Annotated in this window: 20 protein-coding genes; 7 read left to right on the forward strand and 13 right to left on the reverse strand. The window is 65.4% G+C overall.

From position 1 onward, the window contains the following. Nucleotide 1: 1 nt before the first annotated feature. From BLT60_RS16630 to rpsF, 7 genes are all read right to left on the reverse strand, one after another. Nucleotides 2–520, reverse strand: coding sequence for an SRPBCC family protein (locus BLT60_RS16630; protein ID WP_090878034.1), 519 nt, complete (start codon nt 518–520; stop codon nt 2–4). Nucleotides 521–543: 23 nt separating this feature from the next. Beyond that, on the reverse strand, nt 544–2,034 hold the full coding sequence (locus BLT60_RS16635) for a replicative DNA helicase (protein WP_090878036.1): 1,491 nt from the start codon (nt 2,032–2,034) through the stop codon (nt 544–546). A 321-nt stretch (nt 2,035–2,355) separates the two neighbouring features. After that, nucleotides 2,356–3,618, reverse strand: a complete 1,263-nt coding sequence (locus tag BLT60_RS16640) for a cyclopropane fatty acid synthase (protein ID WP_090878038.1) — start codon at nt 3,616–3,618, stop codon at nt 2,356–2,358. A gap of 155 nt (nt 3,619–3,773) precedes the next feature. After that, entirely contained in the window at nt 3,774–4,397 is a 624-nt protein-coding gene (gene rplI, locus BLT60_RS16645) for a 50S ribosomal protein L9 (protein WP_090878040.1), read from the reverse strand. A gap of 19 nt (nt 4,398–4,416) precedes the next feature. Continuing rightward, nucleotides 4,417–5,367, reverse strand: a complete 951-nt coding sequence (locus tag BLT60_RS16650) for a hypothetical protein (RefSeq protein WP_090878042.1) — start codon at nt 5,365–5,367, stop codon at nt 4,417–4,419. A 94-nt stretch (nt 5,368–5,461) separates the two neighbouring features. Further along, nucleotides 5,462–5,710, reverse strand: coding sequence for a 30S ribosomal protein S18 (gene rpsR / locus BLT60_RS16655; protein ID WP_090878043.1), 249 nt, complete (start codon nt 5,708–5,710; stop codon nt 5,462–5,464). Next, nucleotides 5,710–6,144 carry a 30S ribosomal protein S6 gene (rpsF, locus tag BLT60_RS16660; protein WP_090878451.1) on the reverse strand — a complete coding sequence of 145 codons (435 nt, stop codon included), beginning with the start codon at nt 6,142–6,144 and terminating at the stop codon, nt 5,710–5,712. The genes rpsR and rpsF overlap by 1 nt, the downstream gene beginning before the upstream one ends. 339 nt (nt 6,145–6,483) lie before the next feature. On the opposite strand from rpsF, the gene fabD reads away from it, so the two are divergent. From fabD to gmk, 7 genes are all read left to right on the forward strand, one after another. Continuing rightward, entirely contained in the window at nt 6,484–7,446 is a 963-nt protein-coding gene (gene fabD, locus BLT60_RS16665; protein WP_090878045.1) for an ACP S-malonyltransferase, read from the forward strand. After that, nucleotides 7,439–8,176, forward strand: coding sequence for a 3-oxoacyl-[acyl-carrier-protein] reductase (gene fabG, locus BLT60_RS16670; RefSeq protein WP_090878047.1), 738 nt, complete (start codon nt 7,439–7,441; stop codon nt 8,174–8,176). The genes fabD and fabG overlap by 8 nt, the downstream gene beginning before the upstream one ends. A 268-nt stretch (nt 8,177–8,444) precedes the next feature. Beyond that, on the forward strand, nt 8,445–8,681 hold the full coding sequence (locus BLT60_RS16675) for an acyl carrier protein (protein WP_090878049.1): 237 nt from the start codon (nt 8,445–8,447) through the stop codon (nt 8,679–8,681). Nucleotides 8,682–8,738: 57 nt separating this feature from the next. Then, complete coding sequence (gene fabF, locus BLT60_RS16680) at nt 8,739–10,001, forward strand: beta-ketoacyl-ACP synthase II (protein WP_090878051.1); 1,263 nt, start codon at nt 8,739–8,741, stop codon at nt 9,999–10,001. Between the two features lie 84 nt (nt 10,002–10,085). Further along, nucleotides 10,086–11,321: an endolytic transglycosylase MltG gene (gene mltG, locus BLT60_RS16685; protein WP_175478489.1), complete on the forward strand. Its 1,236-nt coding sequence runs from the start codon at nt 10,086–10,088 to the stop codon at nt 11,319–11,321. Nucleotides 11,322–11,401: 80 nt separating this feature from the next. Next, nucleotides 11,402–12,286 (forward strand): YicC/YloC family endoribonuclease, encoded by an 885-nt coding sequence (locus tag BLT60_RS16690; protein WP_090878052.1) that lies wholly within the window; start codon nt 11,402–11,404, stop codon nt 12,284–12,286. 3 nt (nt 12,287–12,289) lie between these two features. Beyond that, complete coding sequence (gmk, locus tag BLT60_RS16695) at nt 12,290–12,967, forward strand: guanylate kinase (protein WP_090878054.1); 678 nt, start codon at nt 12,290–12,292, stop codon at nt 12,965–12,967. 1 nt (nt 12,968) lies between these two features. On the opposite strand, the gene rsmA is transcribed toward gmk, so the two are convergent. From rsmA to BLT60_RS16725, 6 genes are all read right to left on the reverse strand, one after another. Further along, nucleotides 12,969–13,808: a 16S rRNA (adenine(1518)-N(6)/adenine(1519)-N(6))-dimethyltransferase RsmA gene (gene rsmA, locus BLT60_RS16700; protein ID WP_090878056.1), complete on the reverse strand. Its 840-nt coding sequence runs from the start codon at nt 13,806–13,808 to the stop codon at nt 12,969–12,971. Beyond that, nucleotides 13,809–14,825: a 4-hydroxythreonine-4-phosphate dehydrogenase PdxA gene (gene pdxA / locus BLT60_RS16705; RefSeq protein WP_342028611.1), complete on the reverse strand. Its 1,017-nt coding sequence runs from the start codon at nt 14,823–14,825 to the stop codon at nt 13,809–13,811. 25 nt (nt 14,826–14,850) lie between these two features. Continuing rightward, nucleotides 14,851–15,771 (reverse strand): SurA N-terminal domain-containing protein, encoded by a 921-nt coding sequence (locus tag BLT60_RS16710; RefSeq protein ID WP_175478490.1) that lies wholly within the window; start codon nt 15,769–15,771, stop codon nt 14,851–14,853. Between the two features lie 140 nt (nt 15,772–15,911). Further along, nucleotides 15,912–18,296 (reverse strand): LPS-assembly protein LptD, encoded by a 2,385-nt coding sequence (locus BLT60_RS16715; protein ID WP_175478491.1) that lies wholly within the window; start codon nt 18,294–18,296, stop codon nt 15,912–15,914. 20 nt (nt 18,297–18,316) lie between these two features. Then, nucleotides 18,317–19,405 (reverse strand): LPS export ABC transporter permease LptG, encoded by a 1,089-nt coding sequence (lptG, locus tag BLT60_RS16720; RefSeq protein ID WP_090878063.1) that lies wholly within the window; start codon nt 19,403–19,405, stop codon nt 18,317–18,319. Between the two features lie 10 nt (nt 19,406–19,415). Further along, nucleotides 19,416–20,603 (reverse strand): LptF/LptG family permease, encoded by a 1,188-nt coding sequence (locus BLT60_RS16725; protein WP_090878065.1) that lies wholly within the window; start codon nt 20,601–20,603, stop codon nt 19,416–19,418. Nucleotides 20,604–20,676: the final 73 nt, after the last annotated feature.

Genomic DNA, 20,676 nt, shown 5'->3' on the forward strand with positions numbered 1-20,676 from the left:
CTCAGCCCTCGACGGCCTTGGCGTAGAGGTCGATCAGGTAGGGCCAGCCCTTCTTGGCGGCCATGTCCTCCCTGTACTTCTCCCAACCCTCGCCGTGGCGGAAGAAATCGCGATGGACGAGCAGGACGTTGGTCTTGCCGTTTTCGCCGGGGTTGAAGCGGACATCGACGCGGCTGGCCATGGCCTCGCTGGCTTCCGGCGTGCGGTCGGCCGAGATCTGCCAGGCAAGCACGATATGGTTGGGCCGGTCGAAGGCCAGCACCGATCCCCAGACCTTGCGGTCGCCGTCGGCGCTTTCCTCGTAGCAGACGCCGTTCATCTTCGGCTCGATGCCGATGGTCTTGAGGCTGTCCTTGCCCCAGGTGTAGTCGCGGGGCCACCACGAGGCGAATTCGTCGACGAAGACCGCGAAGGCGCGGTCGACCGGCGCGTTGACCGGCATGGTCAGGTGGAGGAGTTCCTTGGTGCCGCCGACTTCGACGCCGCCGGCATCCTTTTTCCCGAAGAGCCTGAAGATCATCGTATCCCTTGCGTCGTTTTCGATCAGGAACCGAAGGGCGCCGGCAGGTGATCCTCGCGCGCCAGGTTCGAGAAGCGGGTGAGCTGATCCTCGAAGAGTAGCCGGACGGTGCCGGTAGGACCATGCCTTTGCTTGCCGATCAGGACTTCGGCGATTCCGTGGACCTGGGACATCTCGTCCTGCCACTGCTCGTATTCGACGGTGCCGGGCTTCGGCTCCTTGTTCTTCAGGTAATATTCCTCGCGATAGACGAAGAGCACGACGTCGGCGTCCTGCTCGATCGAGCCCGATTCACGAAGGTCGGAGAGCTGCGGCCGCTTGTCGTCGCGATTCTCGACCTGACGCGAAAGCTGCGAGAGGGCGACCACCGGGACATTGAGCTCCTTGGCCAGCGACTTGAGCTGGGTGGTGATCTCGGTGACTTCCTGGACGCGGCTTTCCGAATTGCGCTTCGACGAGCCCTGGAGGAGCTGGATGTAGTCGACCACCAGCAGGTCGAGGCCGCGCTGGCGCTTCAGCCGACGCGCCCGGGCGGCGAGCTGGCCGATGGCGAGGCCACCGGTCTGGTCGACATAGAGCGGCATGCGGTTCATCTCGCGCGCCGCTGCGACGACATGGGAAAACTGCTCCTCGGTGATGCGGCCACGGCGGATATCGGAGGAGGGCACGCCCGACTGCTCGGCGATGATACGCGTGGCGAGCTGCTCGGACGACATTTCCAGCGAGAAGAAGCCGACAATGCCGCCATCGACCGTCTTGGTGGTGCCGTCGGCCTGGGTCTCGCCCTTCCACGCCTTGGCGACGTTGAAGGCGATGTTGGTGGCGAGCGACGTCTTGCCCATGCCGGGACGGCCGGCAAGGATGATGACGTCCGAGGGCTGCAATCCGCCCATCAGCCGGTCGAGATCGTCGAGCCCGGTGGCAAGGCCCGACAGGTGGCCGTCGCGCTGATAGGCGGCGCTGGCCATGTCGATCGCGGTGAGCAGGGCGGTCTCGAAGGCGTGGAAACCGGTATCGGACTTGCCGAATTCGGCGAGCTCGTAGAGCCGCTTCTCGGTATCCTCGATCTGGTCGCGCGGCGACTTGTCGACCGGCGCGTCATAGGCGACGTTGACCATTTCCTCGCCGACCCCGATCAGCGCGCGGCGGATCGCCAGGTCGTAGATCGAACGGCCGTAATCCTCGGCGTTGAGGATCGTCGTCGCTTCCGCCGCCAGCCGCGCCACATACTGGGCAAGGTTGATGTCGCCGATGGCGAGGTCGGCCGGCAGGAAGGTCTTGATGGTGACCGGGCTGGCGACCTTGTTGGCGCGGATCAGTTCGCCCGCCACCTGGTAGATGCTGCGGTGGACCGGCTCGAAGAAATGCTCAGGCAGCAGGAAGTCGGAGACGCGGTAAAAGGCGTCGTTATTGACCAGGATGGCGCCGAGCAACGCCTGCTCGGCATCGACGTTCTGGGGCGCGGCGCGGTAGGTCTCCGTCCTGTCCGGTATCGTACGTGCGGCAAGCGCCATTCTCGTTCAGTCCCTGTTTCCTGCCGAGCCGTCTCGGGACGACAGCGCAACGCCGACGCTTGCGCGCGACGCTTTCCGCTGAACAACCGGAGACACGAATCCGGCCAAAGCCGGAAAGACGAGAGTACGTGAGTCGCACTCCCCTTAACGCTTTCTTAAGCGCCGACGCCAGCCCTTGAAAGGACGGTTTGGCTTCGACGGCAACAGCGCACGGGATTCACGGTCGTCCACAAAACAAGAATCTAAAAACAGCTTGGCGCTTGCCGACTCGGACGACGTGGGGTGCGATTCGAAACGGGTGCCAACCGCACCCGAGAGGCCTCACTCGCCGGCGAGTTTCAGGGCGCCACGCGCCACCGCCCGTTCGTCCTCGGCCCGCAACCTCTCCTCCGCCTCGAACATGTAGTTGCGGGTGAGCGGCAGGACATTCTGGTCGCGAGTGATCTGGATCTGGAAATTCATCAGGTCCCAGTAGCGGAACGACGTCTCCGACCCGGCGAGGTAATATTCCCACATCCGGCAGAAGCGCTCGTCGTAGATCTTCTTGGCTTCCTCGCGATGGGCCATGAAGCGCTCCCGCCACACCCGCAGGGTCTTGGCGTAGTGGAGGCGCAGCACCTCGACATCGGTGATCTTGAGGTCGGCGAGTTCGATCGCCGGCACGGTTTCGGAGATCGCCGGGATATAGCCGCCGGGGAAGATGTATTTCTGGATCCAGGAATTGGTGTCGCCCGGCCCCTCGAAGCGGCCGATCGAATGGAGCAGCATGACGCCGTCCGGCTTCATCAGGTCGCGGCAGGTGTTGAAATATTCGCGGAAGTGACCGACGCCGACATGCTCGAACATGCCGACCGAGACGATCCGGTCGAAAGGGCCTTCGAGCGTCCGGTAATCCTGGAGCAGGAAGCGGACGCGGTCGGAGAGGCCGCGTTCCTTGGCCCGGCGGTTCGAGGTCTCGAACTGCTCCTCCGACAGCGTCACGCCGGTGACCTCGACGCCGCAGCGCTCGGCGAGATAGAGACCGAGCCCGCCCCAGCCGGAACCGATGTCGAGGACCTTCTGGCCCGGCTGCAGCGCCAGCTTGGACGCCAGGTGACGCTTCTTGGCGAGCTGGGCGACTTCGAGGTTGGTCTCGCCCTCCTCGAAATAGGCGCAGGAATACTGCAGGTCCTTGTCGAGGAAGAGCGAATAGAGCCGGCCGTCGAGGTCATAGTGGTGCGCAACGTTGCGCCGTGCCCGCCGCTGGTTGTTGGCCTGGCGGAGGCGGCGCGTCGCGTAGCGGACCTTGGCGCCATATTCCATCAGCTTGGTCGGGTAAGTGTCCTTCAGGTTGCTGAAAACCAGCTCGAGGAAGTCGTAGACCGAGCCTCTGTCGAAGACGAAGCCGCCATTCATGAACTCTTCCCCGAACTTGAGGCCGGGGTAGATCATGACGTTGCGTTCGGCGCTCTTGCGGGTGAAGCGCAGGCGAATGAGGTCGCCGGTTCCGTCGCCGTAAGTCCGCGTGTTTCCGGCCGAGTCGACGACTTCAAGCGAGCCCGTCTGGACCAGCCGCCGCACCACGGTGTCAAGCATCCTGTTCATCGCTGCGCATCCTGCCCTTTGGCGTCAGGAAGATTAGCGGCTCGGCCCCCCGAGAACGCCCCCCTAAATCTAATACCGGATCGGCATCCGGCTCAACAGGCAGGCCGCACCGACATGGCGCGACCCGCCTGAAACCATGTTCTACCGCCGCTCCCCTACGCGGTCGTTTCTTCCTCGTCCGCGCCGGCTTCCGGGGCAGACTCGCCATCCTCTGCCAGCGAATCATCGCTCTCGGCGGCGGCCTCGACCTCGGTCTCGGTTTCCTCGACCTCGTCCTCGTCGTCATATCCGGGGCGGGTGACGTCTTCGCCGCGGGCTTGGCGCTCGGCCTCGTCCGCGCTGCGGGCGACGTTGATGACGATCTCGCTGTCGACCTCGGGGTGAAGCGAGATCAACACCTTGTGAAGACCGATGGTCTTGATCGGGTGTTCGAGAGCGACCTGGTTGCGGCCGACGCTGAAGCCGCCCTTCTCGACGATCTCGACGAGATCGCGGGCCGTGACCGAACCGTAGAGCTGGCCCGTCTCGCCGGCCTGGCGGACGACGATGAACGACTCGCCATTCAGCTTCTCGGCGACCGTCTCGGCCTCCTTCTTGCGCTCGAGGTTGCGGGCTTCGAGCTGGGCGCGCTGCTCTTCGAAGCGCTTGCCGTTTTCCTTGGTGGCGCGCAGCGCCTTGCCCTGCGGCAGCAGGAAGTTGCGGGCAAAGCCGTCACGGACCCGGACAATTTCGCCCATCTGTCCAAGCTTCGCGATGCGTTCGAGCAGGATGACTTGCATGAGATTACTCCTTCTTGAGTCACTGGTTCGGTGGAGCGCCGCCAAGCCGGCGGTCGCGCATGTGGATGAAGGTTTCGACGATCCCGAGGATCGCCAGCAACAGGATCGGGAAACCGAACATGATGAGGACGACATAGACCGTCACCAGGATCGGGATCCGCATGGCATTGGCGAAGGTGGTGGCGTGGAGGACGGCAAGGCCGACCAGCGCCAGTGCCGCAGCGAGTGCGCCGACAAAGGTGCCGGCCACCTGGCCGATGGCGCCGGGCGCCAGGATGGCGACGACGATTGCCGCCGCCAGGACGATGACGGCCTCTCGCGGCAGCGCCGCGGTCCAGACCGCCGGACGCGGGCGCTTGAGGCGGCCCGAGGCTTCGGTGACCCGGCTGGCGAGCCACATGTTGAAGACGAGGATGATGACGAGGATCGCCGAGACGGTGAAGGGCATCGCCGCGACGTTGAAGCGGACGAAGGGCTCGATATCGGCGACCGTCGGAGGCGCGGCGACCTCCGGCGATTGCGCCATCCAGCCGGCAAGCGCGTCGATCATCTCGTCGGTGATCGCCGCCGGGTCGTATCCGACCACGAAGCCGACGATGATGATGCCGATGGCTGCCGCCAGGGCGCCCTGGAACAGGATACGGCCGATCGGATACCACTCGACATCGGCGCTGTCGGGGTCGTCCTGTCGGGAAAGGCTGGCCAGCCGCGTCATCCAGAAGATCGGACCGGCGAAGAGCGCCAGATAGATGATCGCGGCGGAACCGGAAAGCGCGATCGTCAGGATCGCCGCGGCGACGAGGGCCGCTGTCAGGGCCGAAGTCGCGCCCCAGCCGAGCCCGGCGAGGGCGATCGGCAGGCCGCACAATGTGAAGAGGGGAAAGGCGAGGGTCGTGCCGCCGATCGGCGACAGGAAGAGCAGGGCTCCGGCGACGCCCGCGGCAATACCGACCAGAATGATCTGGGTCATGAGGTTCGCTGTCCCGCTCGTTCGAAGCGGTTAGGGGCAGGTCGCGGACCTTGTCCGCGCCTACCCCAACCCGGTTAATCGCAAGCCTTGCGGCTTACTTGATCACGTAGGGCAGAAGCCCGAGGAAACGCGCCCGCTTGATGGCGCGCGCCAGTTCCCGCTGCTTGATCGCCGAGACGGCGGTGATCCGCGACGGGACGATCTTGCCGCGCTCCGAAATGTAGCGCTGCAGGAGGCGCGAGTCCTTGTAGTCGATCTTCGGCGCATTCTCGCCGGAGAAGGGGCAGGTCTTGCGGCGACGGAAGAAGGGGCGCCGGGTCGGAAGCTGATTGATGTCGACCATTATTCGGAGTCCTTCCTGTCGCCGTCCGAATCGTCACGACGCGGCCGGTCGCGATCACCGCCGGGGCCACGCTCGCGATCGCCGAAGCGGCCGCGCGGGCGATCGTCGCGATCGCGCTTCTGCATCATCACCGAGGGACCTTCCTCGAGTTCCTCGACCTTGATGGTCATCGAACGCAGGACGTCCTCGTGGATCCGCTGCTGGCGCTCCATCTCGGCGACCGCCGCCGGCGGTGCGTCGACATTCATCAGCGTGAAATGCGCCTTGCGGTTCTTGCGGATGCGGTAGGTGAGGGACTTGAGGCCCCAAGCCTCTACCTTCGGAACCTGGCCGCCACCTTGCTCGATGACGGTCTTGAACTGCTCGACCAAGGTCTCGACCTGCTGGGCCGAAACGTCCTGGCGAGCAAGAAAAATGTGCTCGTATAGCGGCATATTCGCCTTTCCTTGTGTTACGCCGGCGCCAAGCCTCGCGAAGCCTTTGATCGGAAAGGCTCGCTTGTACTTCGAGAGCGGAGACACCGGAAGACGAACCGCCTGTCGGTTCTCGCAGGCAAACGCCCACGCTTCCGTTCAGCCCCCAGCCGGGGTCCGATTGGACGAGTTGGGTTATAAGCGAAGATTCGGCAAAAGCAAGCCGTGTACGGCGATTCGAACCTCATGGTCCGCGGCGCATTGGTATTGGCCGGCGGCGCTTGACATTAGCGAGTCAAACAGGCTCAAAGGCGCGAATTTTTTCGGCCGGGACCGGTCAGGGGCAAGCAGCAGCGCGCAATGACGACAGCTTTCACATTTCCGGGGCAGGGAAGCCAGGCGGTCGGCATGGGCCGGGCGCTCGCCGATGCTTTCCCGGAAGCGCGCGCTGTCTTCGACGAGGTCGACGATGCCCTGGGCGCAAAACTCTCGGCAATCATGTGGGACGGTCCGGCCGAGACCCTGACTCTGACCGAGAATGCCCAGCCCGCCCTGATGGCCGTGAGCCTGGCCGCGACGCGGGTCCTTTCGTCCCGCGGCGTCGCGATCGGCCAACAGGCGGCTTTCGTCGCCGGCCATTCGCTCGGCGAATACTCTGCGTTGGCCGCTGCCGGCACCTTGAGCATCGCTGATGCGGCGCGGTTGCTCCGCATTCGCGGTCACGCCATGCAGGAGGCCGTGCCGGTCGGCGTTGGCGCCATGGCCGCGCTGATCGGACTCGATCTCGACACCGTCAACGCCGTCGCCGCGGAAGCGGCCGGAGATGAGGTCTGCTCCGCTGCCAATGATAATGGCGGCGGGCAGGTGGTCGTCTCCGGCGACAAGGCGGCGGTCGAGCGGGCGGTCGAGATCGCCAAGGCCCGGGGTGCCAAGCGGGCCGTCATCCTGCCGGTCAGCGCGCCTTTCCATTGTGCGCTCATGGCGCCCGCCGCGGAGGTGATGCAGGCGGCGCTGGCTGAAGTGACGCTGCGCCCGCCGGTCGTGCCGGTCATCGCCAATGTCACCGCAGCGCCCGTCAGCGACGTCGACACGATTCGGGCCAACCTGGTCGACCAGGTCACGGCCATGGTCCGCTGGCGGGAATCGATTGCCTGGCTCGCCGACGCCGGGGTCGATACCTTCGTCGAGGTCGGTTCGGGCCGGGTGCTCTCCGGTCTTGCCAGGCGCATCGCGGACGGCGCCGTCACCATGACCGCCGGTTCGCCGGACGATATAGAAGAGGTGGCCGCGAAACTCGGGGCCAGTGGGGTGAAGAATGTTTGATCTGACCGGCAAGCGCGCCCTCGTCACGGGCGCGACGGGCAGCATCGGTGGCGGGATCGCGCGCGCGCTGCACGGGCAGGGCGCCACGGTCGGCCTGTCCGGGACGCGGCGCGAGGCGCTCGATGCGCTGGCGGCGGAGCTCGGCGAGCGGTGCGCGGTACTGCCTTGCGACCTTTCCGACGGCGCGGCGGTCGACGAACTGGTGCCGCAGGCCGAGGCGGCGATCGGCGATCTCGACATTCTGGTCAACAATGCCGGCCTGACCCGGGATACCCTCTTCGTCCGCATGTCGGACGAGGACTGGAACAAGGTCATCACCGTCAACCTGACTGCCGCCTTCAAGCTGTCGCGCGCCGTGCTGATGGGCATGATGCGTCGCCGCAGCGGCCGCGTCATTTCGATTTCCTCCGTCGTCGCCGCCACCGGCAATGCCGGGCAGGGCAACTACACTGCGTCGAAAGCCGGGCTGATCGGCATGACCAAGGCGATGGCCCAGGAAGTCGCCAGCCGCGGCGTCACCGCCAATTGCATCGCGCCGGGCTTCGTCGCTTCGGCGATGACCGACGCGCTGAACGACAAGCAGAAAGAATCAATCCTGACCCGCGTGCCGATGAAACGGCTGGGGACTCTCGAGGAGATTGCCTCCGCGGCGGTCTATCTCGCCAGCGATGAAGCGGCCTATGTCACGGGACAGACGATCCATGTCAACGGTGGTATGGCTATGATCTAAAAGGAAAAAACGAGTCGGCCGGTTCGGGTCGACAAGCTGTTTTCAAGCTGCCCCCGACGCTGGTAAAGGCCAATAAAGTGTGTTACGACCGGCCAAATTGCCGACGTCCGGGCGGCTTCTTCTACCCCCTGCCGATCGGCAGTTACGGCGACGCTGCACCGAGTATTTCGGGCCAAATTCCCGTTCCAGTGCGCATGCCAAGACCGATCACCGGCGGAGGGGCGACTCTTCGGAGTTGATCATGTTTGGGCAACTGAGGTTCTGACAGATGAGCGATATCGCTGAACGGGTAAAGAAAATCGTGGTCGAGCATCTCGGCGTCGATGCTGATAAAGTGACGGAAAAGGCCAGCTTCATTGACGATCTTGGCGCTGACAGCCTGGACACCGTCGAGTTGGTCATGGCGTTCGAGGAAGAGTTCGGAGTGGAAATTCCGGATGATGCCGCGGAGACGATCCTGACGGTCGGGGATGCCGTCAAATTCCTTGAGAAGAACGCGGCCTGACGGATCTCCAGCGGTGAAGCCGGATCCGTTTCCGGCAAGCTGGGGTCTGAACGTCATATGAGACGAGTCGTCGTAACAGGTCTTGGGATGGTCACGCCGCTTGGTTGCGGCGTCGACACCACGTGGCGGAATCTGCTCGAAGGCAAGAGCGGTGCGGTACGGGTGACCGACTTTCCGGTCGACGATCTGGCGTGCCAGATCGCGTGCCAGATTCCACGCGGCCCTGCCTCCGAGGGCAAGTTCGATCCTGACGACTGGATGGAGCCCAAGGAGGCCCGCAAGGTCGACGACTTCATCGTCTATGCGATGGCGGCCGCCGACCAGGCGCTCGACGATGCCGACTGGCATCCCGAGGACGAGGACGAGCGGTGCGCCACCGGCGTCCTGATCGGCTCCGGCATCGGCGGCATCAACGGCATCTATGAGGCCTCCCTGACGTTGCGCGACCGCGGTCCGCGGCGCATCAGCCCGTTCTTCCTTCCCGGACGGCTGATCAACCTTGCCTCCGGCCATGTCTCCATCCGCCACAAGCTGAAGGGCCCGAACCACGCGGTGGTGACGGCCTGTTCGACGGGCGCTCACGCGATCGGCGACGCCTCGCGGCTAATCGCCTTCGGCGACGCCGACGTGATGGTCGCCGGCGGTAGCGAATCGCCGGTCAATCGACTGTCGCTGGCCGGCTTCGCGGCCTGCCGGACGTTGTCCACCGATTTCAACGACGAACCGGAAAAGGCTTCGCGGCCCTACGACCGCGATCGCGACGGGTTCGTCATGGGCGAGGGCGCCGGCATCGTCGTCCTCGAGGAGCGCGAGCACGCCCTGGCGCGCGGCGCGAAGATCTATGGCGAGATCGTCGGCTACGGTCTCTCCGGCGATGCCCACCACATCACCTCGCCCTCGCCGGATGGCGATGGCGCCGAGCGCTGCATGCGGGCCGCGATGAAGCGGGCCGGCGTGACGCCGGACGATATCGACTACGTCAACGCCCACGGTACATCGACGCCGGTCGGCGACGAGATCGAACTGAAGGCTGTCGAGCGGTTGCTCGGCGATTCGGCGGGTCGCGTGTCGATGTCATCGACCAAGTCGGCGATCGGTCATCTGCTTGGCGCCGCCGGGGCGGTCGAGGCAATTTTCGCCCTGCTGGCGATTCGCGACAATGTCGCGCCTGCAACCCTCAATCTCGACAATCCGTCGGTTGAGACCGCGCTCGATCTCGTCCCCAAGACTCCGGTCAGGCGGGAGATCGACGTGTCGCTGTCCAATTCGTTCGGATTTGGCGGCACCAACGCATCGTTGGTATTTCGTCGCCACGCCTGACGGGGCTATCCCGATAACGCCATAATTGATTATAAAGTCGCTTGCCGGGGCATCGTCGACTGCTGAAAGGCTTGGGACCCGAATATGAGCGATATGAGAGGGGATAACTTCGGCAGCGACGCCGACGTTCTCTCGGCCAGACTGGTTTCCGCAAACCGCACGGCGCCCAAGAGCCCGTCCGAAGCCCTGCAGCCTGAATCTGTTCCGCCGCCGCCGCAGCGCTCGCGCGCCGTCCGGCACCCGCTCGTCGTCTTCATGAATTTCATGCTGACCATCGTCATCGTCACCGGCGTTGTGCTGGGCGGTGGTCTGATCGTCGGCAAGATGCAGTTCGAGCGCGATGGCGCGCTGGACCAGGAGCGTACGATCCCCGTCCAGCGCGGCGAGGGGCTCAGCGAGATCGCCGCCACCCTGCAGCGCGAGGGCGCGATCTCCAGCAAGTGGCTGTTCATCGCCGGCGTCTGGCTCAACCAGCAGCAGAACGCTCTGAAGGCGGGCGAATACCTGATCCCCGCCCATGCCAGCATGTCCGAGATCATGGATGCCATGGTCGAGGGCAAGAGCATCGTCTACGCGGTGACGATCCCCGAGGGCCTGACCAGCAAGCAGATCGTCGATCGCCTGCTGGCCGATGAGGTTCTGGTTGGCGAAATCACGGAAATTCCCGAAGAGGGTACGCTGCTGCCGGCCCGCTACGACTTTACCCGCGGCGACACCCGGCAGAACATACTCGCCCGGATGCAGCGTGAGCGCGATCGCCTGCTGACCGATGTCTGGGCCCGCCGCGCCTCCGACCTGCCGCTGCAGAATATCAACGAACTGGTCGTGCTGGCGTCCATCGTCGAGAAGGAAACGGCGCTTGCCGACGAGCGCAGCCAGGTCGCGGCGGTGTTCATCAACCGGCTGCGCCTCAACATGCGGCTGCAGACCGATCCGACGGTGATCTACGGCCTGTTCGGAGGCGCCGGCAAGCCGTCCGACTACGTCCTGACCCGGGCCGACCTCGAGAAGGAAACGCCCTACAACACCTATCGCATCGACGGCCTGCCGCCGGGACCGATCGCCAATCCGGGCGCCGCGTCGCTCGAGGCGGTGGCCAACCCGTCGCGGACGCGCGACCTGTTCTTCGTCGCCGACGGCTCGGGCGGCCACGCCTTTGCCGAGACCTACGAAGAGCATCTGCGCAACGTTGCCCGCTGGCGCGAGTTCAACGCCGCGCAGCGCGCCGACCAGGCCGCAGCCGAGGCCGCCGAGGCCGAGGCACTACCCGATCCTGACGCCCCGCTGGCCTTGTCGCCGGAGGAGGAACCGGCTCAATAGGCGCCGTCCGTCGCGGGGGCTCGGCGGACCAGGCACCGGCGTCGGCAGCATCCGCGCCAAACGACTCCGGGAGACGCCGCATGGCGCTCAACAGCATGACGGGCTTCGCCCGCGCCGACGGTGGCGATGCCATGCGTTGGACCTGGGAACTCCGGTCGGTGAACGGCAAGGGGCTCGACGTGCGCATCCGCCTGCCGTCGGGTTTCGAGCGGATCGAACGCGACGCGCGCGACCGGTGCACGACGAAGCTCGGCCGGGGCAACGTCCAGGTGTCGCTGTCGACCACCACGGTCGCCGGCGCCCAGACGCTGACCATCAATGAGGATGTCCTCGCCCGCGTCATCGATGCGATGGCCCGGATCGGCCAGAAGATCGAGGCGCAGCCACCGACGCTCGACGGCATCCTGGCCTTGCGCGGCGTCGTCGAGGTCGAGGATATCGCCGCCGACGAGACGGCGCGCGATGCGCTCGATGTCGAGATCCTTGCCGGTCTGGACGCCGCGTTGGTCGATCTGGCCGCGATGCGGGGCCGCGAGGGCGCGGCGATCGGCGCACTGCTTTCCGCGCGCCTCGACGAACTGGCGTCGCTGACCGCCGCCGCGGAAGCTTCCCCGGCCCGCCAGCCCGAAGCCATCCGGGCGCGGCTTGCCGAACAGGTCGCGACGTTGCTTGATGCCGCGCCGGCGCTGGACCCCGACCGGCTTCACCAGGAAGCGGTGTTGCTGGCGACCAAGGCGGATATCCGCGAGGAACTCGACCGGCTGCATGCCCACATCGCCGCGACGCGGGACCTGCTCGCCGAGGGCGGGCCGATCGGCCGGCGCCTCGACTTCCTGGCGCAGGAATTCAACCGCGAGGTCAACACCCTCTGCGCCAAGTCCAACGACCGGGCACTGACCGCGATCGGCCTCGACATGAAGGCCGTGGTCGATCAGTTGCGCGAGCAGATCCAGAACCTGGAATAGCCGATGGCCTCCGATATCAATCGCCGCGGCCTGATGCTGGTCCTGTCGTCGCCGTCCGGCGCCGGCAAGTCGACGCTGTCGCGGCTGCTGCTCGAGAATGACGGCAACCTGACCCTGTCCGTCTCGGTCACGACGCGGGCCCGCCGGGCAAGTGAGGTCGACGGGGTGCATTACCACTTTATCGACCGCGAGCGCTTCATGGCGATGCGCGACGCCGGCGACCTGCTGGAATGGGCGGAGGTCCACGGCAATCTCTATGCGACGCCGCGCGCCGCCGTAGAGACGGCGCTCTCCGCCGGCCGCGACGTGCTCTTCGACATCGACTGGCAGGGCACCCAGCAGATCAAGCAGGCCATGCCAGCGGATGTTGTCGGCATCTTCGTCCTGCCGCCGTCGATGAAGGAGTTGCGGTCGCGGCTGGAGCGGCGCGCCGAGGACGCCAGCGACATCATCGACCGTCGTCTCGCCAATGCCCGCTCGGAGATCCGGCACTGGAACGAGTACGATTATATCCTCGTCAATCGGGACCTGCAGGAGACCTTCGGCAGCGCCCGCGAGGTGCTTGCGGCGGAGCGCGGCAAGCGACAGTCGCCGCCATTTCTCCTGGAAGCCGCAGCACGGCACAGTCAGGCCGGCCAGCCGGACCTGCCGGCATTCGTCGACGGGTTGCTCGCCGAATAGGTCAGCCGTCGCCGCGCCGGCTGAAGGCATTCGCCAGTCCGACGAAACCGGCGACGTCGATCTCCTCGGCGCGCTGCGTCGGGGTGATGTCGGCCGCAGCGAGCAGGACAGCGGGATCGCCGCCCAGCGACTTGAGGCTCTGCCGCAGCATCTTGCGGCGCTGGCCGAAAGCCGCCCCGACGACGCGTTCGAGCGCCGCGGCATCGCAGGGCAGGGGCTCGGTTCGCGGCGCTACATGGATCACCGATGACACCACCTTCGGCGGCGGGCTGAAGGCGCGGGGCGACAGGTCGAAGAGAATGTCGGCCTTGGCCCGCCAGCCGGCGAGGACGGCGAGCCGCCCGTAGGCCTTGGAGCCGGGGGCCGCGACGATGCGCTCGGCCACCTCGCGCTGGAACATCAGCGTCAGTGAAAGATAGGCCGGCGGCCAGGGCTCCTCGCGCAGCCAGCCGATCAGCAGCGGCGTCGCGACATTGTAGGGGAGGTTGGCGACGATCCGGAACGGTCCTTCGGCCAGGCTCCGGTAGTCGATCTTCAGGGCGTCGCCGGCGACGATGTCGAGCCGCCCCGGATACCGCGCGGCAATCTCCTCGAGCGCCGGCAGGCAGCGTTCATCGCGTTCGATCGCCACCACCTTGCGGGCGCCGGCGGCGAGCAGGGATCGCGTCAGCCCGCCGGGGCCGGGGCCGATCTCGACCACCGTGACCCCGGAAAGGTCGCCAGCGGAGCGCGCAATCCGGTCGGTGACGTTGAGATCGAGCAGGAAGTTCTGGCCGAGGCCCTTGACCGCCCGGATGCCGTGTCGGGCGATGACGTCGCGCAGCGGGGGCAGGTCGTCCATTCAGGCCGCGTCTTCGTTGCGGCGCAGTTCTGCCGCGAGCCGCAGCGCCGTCTTGAGGCTCGACGGATCGGCCTTGCCGGTGCCGGCGATGTCGAAGGCCGTGCCATGGTCGGGCGAGGTGCGGACGAAGGCGAGCCCGAGGGTGACGTTGACCGTTTCGGCGAAGGAGAGGGTCTTGGCCGGGATCAGCGCCTGGTCGTGATACATGCAGATCGCCGCGTCGTAGCCGGCGCGCGCCGCCGGGTGGAACATCGCATCGGCCGAATGGGGGCCGGTCGCGATGATGCCTTCGGCCCGCAGCGCGGCGACGGCCGGCGCAATCATCGCCCGTTCCTCGCCGCCAAGCGTCCCGCCTTCGCCGGCATGGGGATTGAGGCCGGCGATCGCGAGCCGCGGCGCTTCGATCGCGAAGCGTTTGCGCAGGTCGCCGGCAACGATGCGACAGGTCTCGACGATGAGGTCTTCGGACAGCGCCGCCGCCACGTCGCCGAGCGGTATGTGGATGGTCACCGGAACCGCCCGGAGGTCCGGTCCCGCCAGCATCATCGTCGGACGCCCCGGCGTGCCGGTCCAGGCGGCCGAGAGCGTGCCGAGGAACTCCGTATGTCCGGGATGGCGGAAGCCGGCTTTGTAGAGCGCTTCCTTGTTGATCGGGTTGGTGACCATCGCCGCCGCCACGCCGGAGCGGATGTCGCCAACGGCGCGGGCGATCGCCTCGATCACCGCCGCGGCGTTGGCCTCCTCGGCGCGCCCGGGCGCGCCGGTAATCGCCGCTTCGAGGCGGACGACGGGCAGCGCCCGGTCAAAGCAATCGACGGCCTGGTCAGGCGACACGGCTTCGATCGGGCAATCGAGGCCGAGGTGGCGCGCCCTGTCGGCCAGAAAATCGGGATCGGCGTAGCAATAGAACGACGGCACCGGGTGGCGCTGTCGATCCAGCCATGCGGCGAGCGTGATATCCGGGCCGACCCCGCCGGGTTCGCCGATGGTCAGGGCAAGCGGCAGCTCTCCTGCCAAAGGCGACTCCCCAGCGACCTGCGGCCTACCGATACTCGATGACGGCCTTCTTGCGGAGCTCGGCCATGTACTCCTTGCCGAGTTCCTTGTTCTGCTCGAACATCAGCTTGTTCTCGGTCTCCGCCACCGCCGCGGCGTTGGTCTCAAGCGTCCGCGTCTTGCAGACGGCAACCAGCTCGATGCCGGAATCGGTCTTGGTCGGCCGCGTCGTCTTGCCGGCCGGCGTTGCCTTGATTTCCTTGCCGTCGGGCCCGTTGAGCTCTTCGGTGGTCCGCCGGCCGAGATTCTTGACGACGACGCCCTTGAGCTGCTTGGCCATCGCGACGCTGCCGTCGCAGCCCGGGAAACGGGACCGGAATGCTTCGGCCTCGCGCCGGCGCTGGTTCTCCAGGCCGCCGGAGGATCCGCTCGGCACGACGAAGATGATCTGCTGCAGGATGTATTCGGTCGTCTTGACGTCGCCGCCTTCGGAGTCCTCGAACAGGGCCGCCGTGACATCCGATCCCTTGACCGATGCGCCTTCCATCCGGATGCGCAGTTCCACGAGCTGCTGCCAGGTCATCTGCGCCTTGATCCGGCGACGCAGCGTCTCGATGTTCACGCCCTGGCCCGCGAGTTCCTTCTTGAGCTTGTCCGGCGACATCTTGGTGCGCGTGGCGATGTCCTGGATCGCGAAATCGACCCGCGATTCCGGCACCCTGACGCCGATCTTGGCGGCTTCGATAAACTGGATTGTTTCGTTGATCAGTTCCTCGATCGCGGCCTTCTCACCGCCACCGCCGGTCAGCTTGAGCAACGTCGTGCGCTGCGTGATGTCGTAGGAGGTGATCGGCTGGTCGTCGACCTTGATGCGGATCGAGCTGGCCGCGATCGCGTCTACGGCGGGCATCGCCAGCATGGCAACAGCCATGAGGGCGGCTGAGGTCAGGCTAAGGAGGTATCTCATGCGTTTCATCCCGGTCTGTTCCATCCCGGTTCCTTGATGCGCCAACGCTAGCAGCCGGCGGTCGGAACCCTGCACAGGGGATCTGTCAGATCAGCTTCAAACCGAATAAATCGGGCGAAAGCGTGAAGACCACCCCGCCGCTACTGGATCGATGTGTTGACCTGGCCCTCGGCGAGGGTGCGCAGCAGCAGTCTGAACATCACCGACCGCTCGGGAATGTCGACGCCGCGGGTCTCGCTATAGGCGATGGACAGCGACACGCAGCTGTTGTCATAGCCGACACCGACCGAATCCCTGCGCAACTGATCGGCGGAGAAGTCATAGACCGCGGAACCGAAGGCCCGCCAGCGATCGGCCAGCTTCACCGACGCCGCGCCAGTGATCTGCGACGTCGAGGTCAGCTTGCCGGCTGTCGGCTGCTCCCGCGAATAGACGTAGGTGGCCGATGCTGTCACGGCGCCGATCGTCGTCGCCCCGCCGACTTCGCCGTAGTTGACGCCGAGGTCTTCCTGATCGAAGCGGCCACGCATCATCAGCTGGGTGCCGCGGCCGGTATCCAGCGCAACCCGCCCGACGTAATCGGAAGCGCGCGACTCAAGGCCCGAATAACCGCCGACGCCGCTGATGTCGTCGACCGCGAAGGAGTTCTCGCCGGAGACCATGTAGGACTGGCCAAACAGGCTATCCAGGGTCAGTCCGCTGTCGAAGGTGCCCGCATAGTGGATGCCGTAGTTGACGCGTGTGCCGCCCTCAACCCGGTCGTAGCCCGAGAACTTGTCCTCGCGCATCAGGATCGTGTCGTCGAAGATGAGGCTCTGGGCGTCGTCATTCTCGAGTTTGCCGGCCAGCGGCTCGTCAGGACGGGCGACGATCTGCGCCATCGGCTCGAAGATGTGGGTCGAACCGGGCAGGGATGCCATGATCGGGTAACGCCACTCGAGGCCCGCGGTCGGCATGATGCGTCCCGGCGTGCTCTCGTCTGTGAACCCGGCCGGGACCGCGCCGGTCGGATCGACCGAGAAGACATCGCCGCGCAGCGAGGCGAAGGCCGTGACCACCTGGCCGCCGGGCGCGATCATCTTCCGCTCCCAGCCCAGTTCCTCGGTCAGGCGGACATATTCGCCCGCCAGTCCGCGATAATAGGTCGTGCCGTCCGAGGCGATGCCGTTATAGGCGCTCGGATCCTGGCCGTAGATGGTGAAGGGATCGTCCTCTTCACGCGACAGGACCGTCAGGTTCGAGGTCAGCGAAAGCTGGCCGCCGAGAACCGGATTGTCGAAGATGTGGTTGCCGTCGATCACCGGCGAGATCACCGCCTGTCGGCCCTGCGAATAGCGCGCCGACATGCTGTCGGTGAGGACCTGGAAATACTCGGCCCGCACGTCGAGGTAGTTCCGGTCGTCCAGTCCGGTCAGGTGGACTTCCGACGTGGTGAAGTCGGTATCGTCGTTGAGGACGTTGTAGTCGCGGGTAAAGGTCCGGTCGGTGCTGATCGTGCCGTCCCAGCCGAACGTCCAGTTCTTGTTGAGCGAGAACCGCCCGGCCGAGGTGATGGCGCCCCGGAACTCGTCCTGCGAATAGTTGCCGTGCGCGTAGACCTTGTTGCCCGCCGCGTCGGTGTAGGGGTCCTTCAGGAAGTTTTTCGGGTTGTCCTGATTGATGCCGGCCATCCGCAGCGAATACTGGCCCTTGCGGAGGCGCTGGCGCCACTCGACCTCGCCCATGAAGCCCTGCTCTTCGTAGTAGGTCGGCGTCAGCGTGACGTCGTAGCTGGGCGCCAGGGCGATGAAATAGGGCGTGCTCAGCGACCAACCCAGCGTATCGGAATTGCCGATGATCGGGGCCAGGAAGCCGGTCTTGCGCTTCACCGACGGGTCTGCGGTGGTGAAATAGGGGACCCACGCCACTGGCAGACCAAAGAACTCGAAGGTCGCGTTGTGGAAGTGGATGAGCTTTTCTTTGTCGTCGACCACGATCCGCGCCGACTTGACCTGCCAGAACGGCGGCTTGTCGGGGTTTTCCTTGCACGGCTCGCAGGCTGTGTAGACGCCGTTGACGAAGACGGTCTGGTCGCCGTTGGTGCGTTCGGCGCGCTCGGCCGCGAAGTGGGTCTGGTCCGGCGTGTCGACGCGCAGCGAGCCGACGAAGCCGTCGCGGAAATCGTCGGTGATGTCGATCTGCTCGGCATAGAGCACGACCCCGGTGGGATCGGTCATCTTCACGTTGCCGCTGGCGATCAGCTTGGCCGTCACCTCGATATAGGTGACCGTCTCCGCTTCGAGCGTGTAGCCGGTGTAGTAAATCTTGACGTTGCCGACCGCCGACACGGTCTTGCGATCGTAGTCATAGACCAGCTCGTCGGCCTCGACGAGCATCTGCGCGTCGCGCTTGATCTTGACGTCTGATGTCAGTCCGAAATCCTGGGCGTGGACGCGCGGCGCGAAGCCGGGCGCCATGAGGAGCGCACCGACGAGCGCCGGCAACAGAGCGCGGCGGAGAATTCCCGCCTTCGGCCCCGTCAGCACTCGAATGACTCCCCCGGCCCTCATCCATCCTCCAAATGCAGGAGCACAGTGGCTCCCATGAGAATAGTCACAATCGCGGGGAGCCAGGCAGCGAGCATCGGAGGCACGATGCCCCCACTGCCAAGATCCCACGCAATCTTTGAAATAACATAAAGCATGAAGCCTACGCCGACACCAGCCAAAATCATGTTCCCAAGCTCGTTCGAGCGCGAGAATCGCAGGGATACGATGGCAGCGATCAGGACCATTGCCAACAGGACAATTGGGCGCGAAAGAAGCGTGTTGTAGCGAAGCTCGTAGCGGGCCGAGGGGAGACCGGCGCGTTGGGCGGAATCGATGATCTGGGGAAGCTCCCAGAACGACGTGGAGTCAAGGTTATCAAAGGCTTCGCGGACCTGCCCCGCCGATAGCGTCGTCGGCAGCCGGTAAAATTCGCGTCTTTCGGGCTTTCGGTTCGGTGCCGTTACGGTTGCGCCGGAGATGCGCCACGCGCCCGGCTCGAAGTGTGCCTCCTTTGCATCGATCCGCTCCAAAAATTCGCCGCCGTCGCCGAAGACGAAGACGGTTACCCCGGCAAGGCTGAATCCGCTGTCGTAGGTCTTGGTCGCGCCGATGATCGATTCGCGCCCTTCGCCCGCCTGGCGGAGCCACACCGGACCGCCGTTTCCATCGTCTTTCGCGTTGCGCGACAGGACGGTCGCCGCGATTTCGTCGGAGGATTTCCGCAATGCGGTAGAAATCGGGTTGTAGACGGTCGTCGCCAGCACGCCGAAGATCAGGCCGACGATGCAGGCGGGCAGCAGGAACTGCCATGCCGAGAGGCCCGCGGCCCGGGCGATGACCACCTCCAGGCGCCGGTTGGCCAGCACGAAGGCGGCGATCGAGCCGAACAGCGTCGTGAACGGCATCACGTCCTCGCAGATGCTCGGCACCCGGTAGAGCGTGAGGACGAAGACCTGCAGCACGTCGAATTCCTCGGCGCGCAGCGATCGGGTGAAAAATTCGAGATAAGTGATTGCGAAGATGAGGAAAAAGAAGAAGACGAAGATCGCGATCACGAGCAGGGCGAACTGCCGGGCGAAGTAGAGGGCGAGGGTCTTGCCGATCATGCCGCGGACCTCAACGGGCGCTCGCGCCGACCGTCGCCACGGGAATCCGCAGCAGGCGCTTTACCCGGAGCGAGATTTTGTCGCTGAGAATCAGGAGCCGTTCCGGCGGTCGAGGCTGAATTCCGATCAGGATCAGGGTGATGCTGAGGATGACAAAGCCGAGGGGGACGACAAACAGCGCGATCGCCGCGGCGAAATTCTCGCCCGAGGCAACGCTGAGCGTGAAACTCAGCCCGGCGATCACCATCGCCGAGCCGCTGGCCATGCTGATCGTCGTCGATCGGCTCTGGCGGGTCGTCTCGGCCTGGCTCAGGAACATCAGGGGCAACAGCGCGAAGACCATCGCATTCAGCGGCGTGGAAAAACGCGTATACAGCTCCTGCGCGTAGGTTTCGGGCTTCCGGCGGTAATACTTGTCGTCCAGGTCCGGACTGAAGAGATAAGACGTCGTCCGCTCGCGCGGCCGGTAGGGCGGCGTCTCGCTGCGGCTGGAATAGGTGGACAGGTCGAAGGCGTAGGACGTGAACTGGATGATCGAGATCGTGTTGTCTTTCTCGTTGCGGCGCTGGATCGTGCCGTCGCTCATCACCAGGAACACGCCGATCTCGCTGTCGAGGACCGCGCCGCGCTCGGCGAGATAGACGATGGTTTCCTCCGCCTCCCGGCTGTCGGACATGAAGATGCCGCGCAGGGTTCCGTCCGGCGCCCGCTGGCGCAACTGGAAGATCAGGTCGTCGGAGAGCTCGACGAACTCGCCCTCCCGCAGGATGGAGGTCAGCACGTTGCCCTGGACGTTGGTGATCGTCTCGCGCCACAGCCGCAGCGCCAGCGGGGACATGTAGAGGGTCATGGCGGCCATGAAGACCGTCACGCCGATGCCGAGCATCAGCACCGGCTTGAGCAGCGACCACTGCCGCGTGCCGGTGGCGTTGATCACCGCCAGCTCCGACCCGTCATTCAGGCTGTTGAAGGTGTAGATCACGGCGATCATCACGGCGACGGGCGCGACGACGGTGGCCAGCGGCGGCAGGAGCAGGAGGGTCACCTGGAAGAAGGTGATGAGGGTCTGCCCCATTGCCGACACGAGGTCGAACTGACGCAACGCCTGGGTCAGCCACACCGTCGCCGTCAGCGCGACAAGGCTGAGGAAGAAGGCGCGAACGAGTTTGGCGAAGATGTAGCGCTCGATGAGCTTCATGACGATCCGGTCTGGCGCGCTTGCGACGCACCCGTAGCAGGCGATTATGGGCCGAAAGATGAGCGACGCAACC

This window comes from Bauldia litoralis, assembly GCF_900104485.1.
GTDB classification, from domain to species: Bacteria; Pseudomonadota; Alphaproteobacteria; order Rhizobiales; family Kaistiaceae; genus Bauldia; species Bauldia litoralis.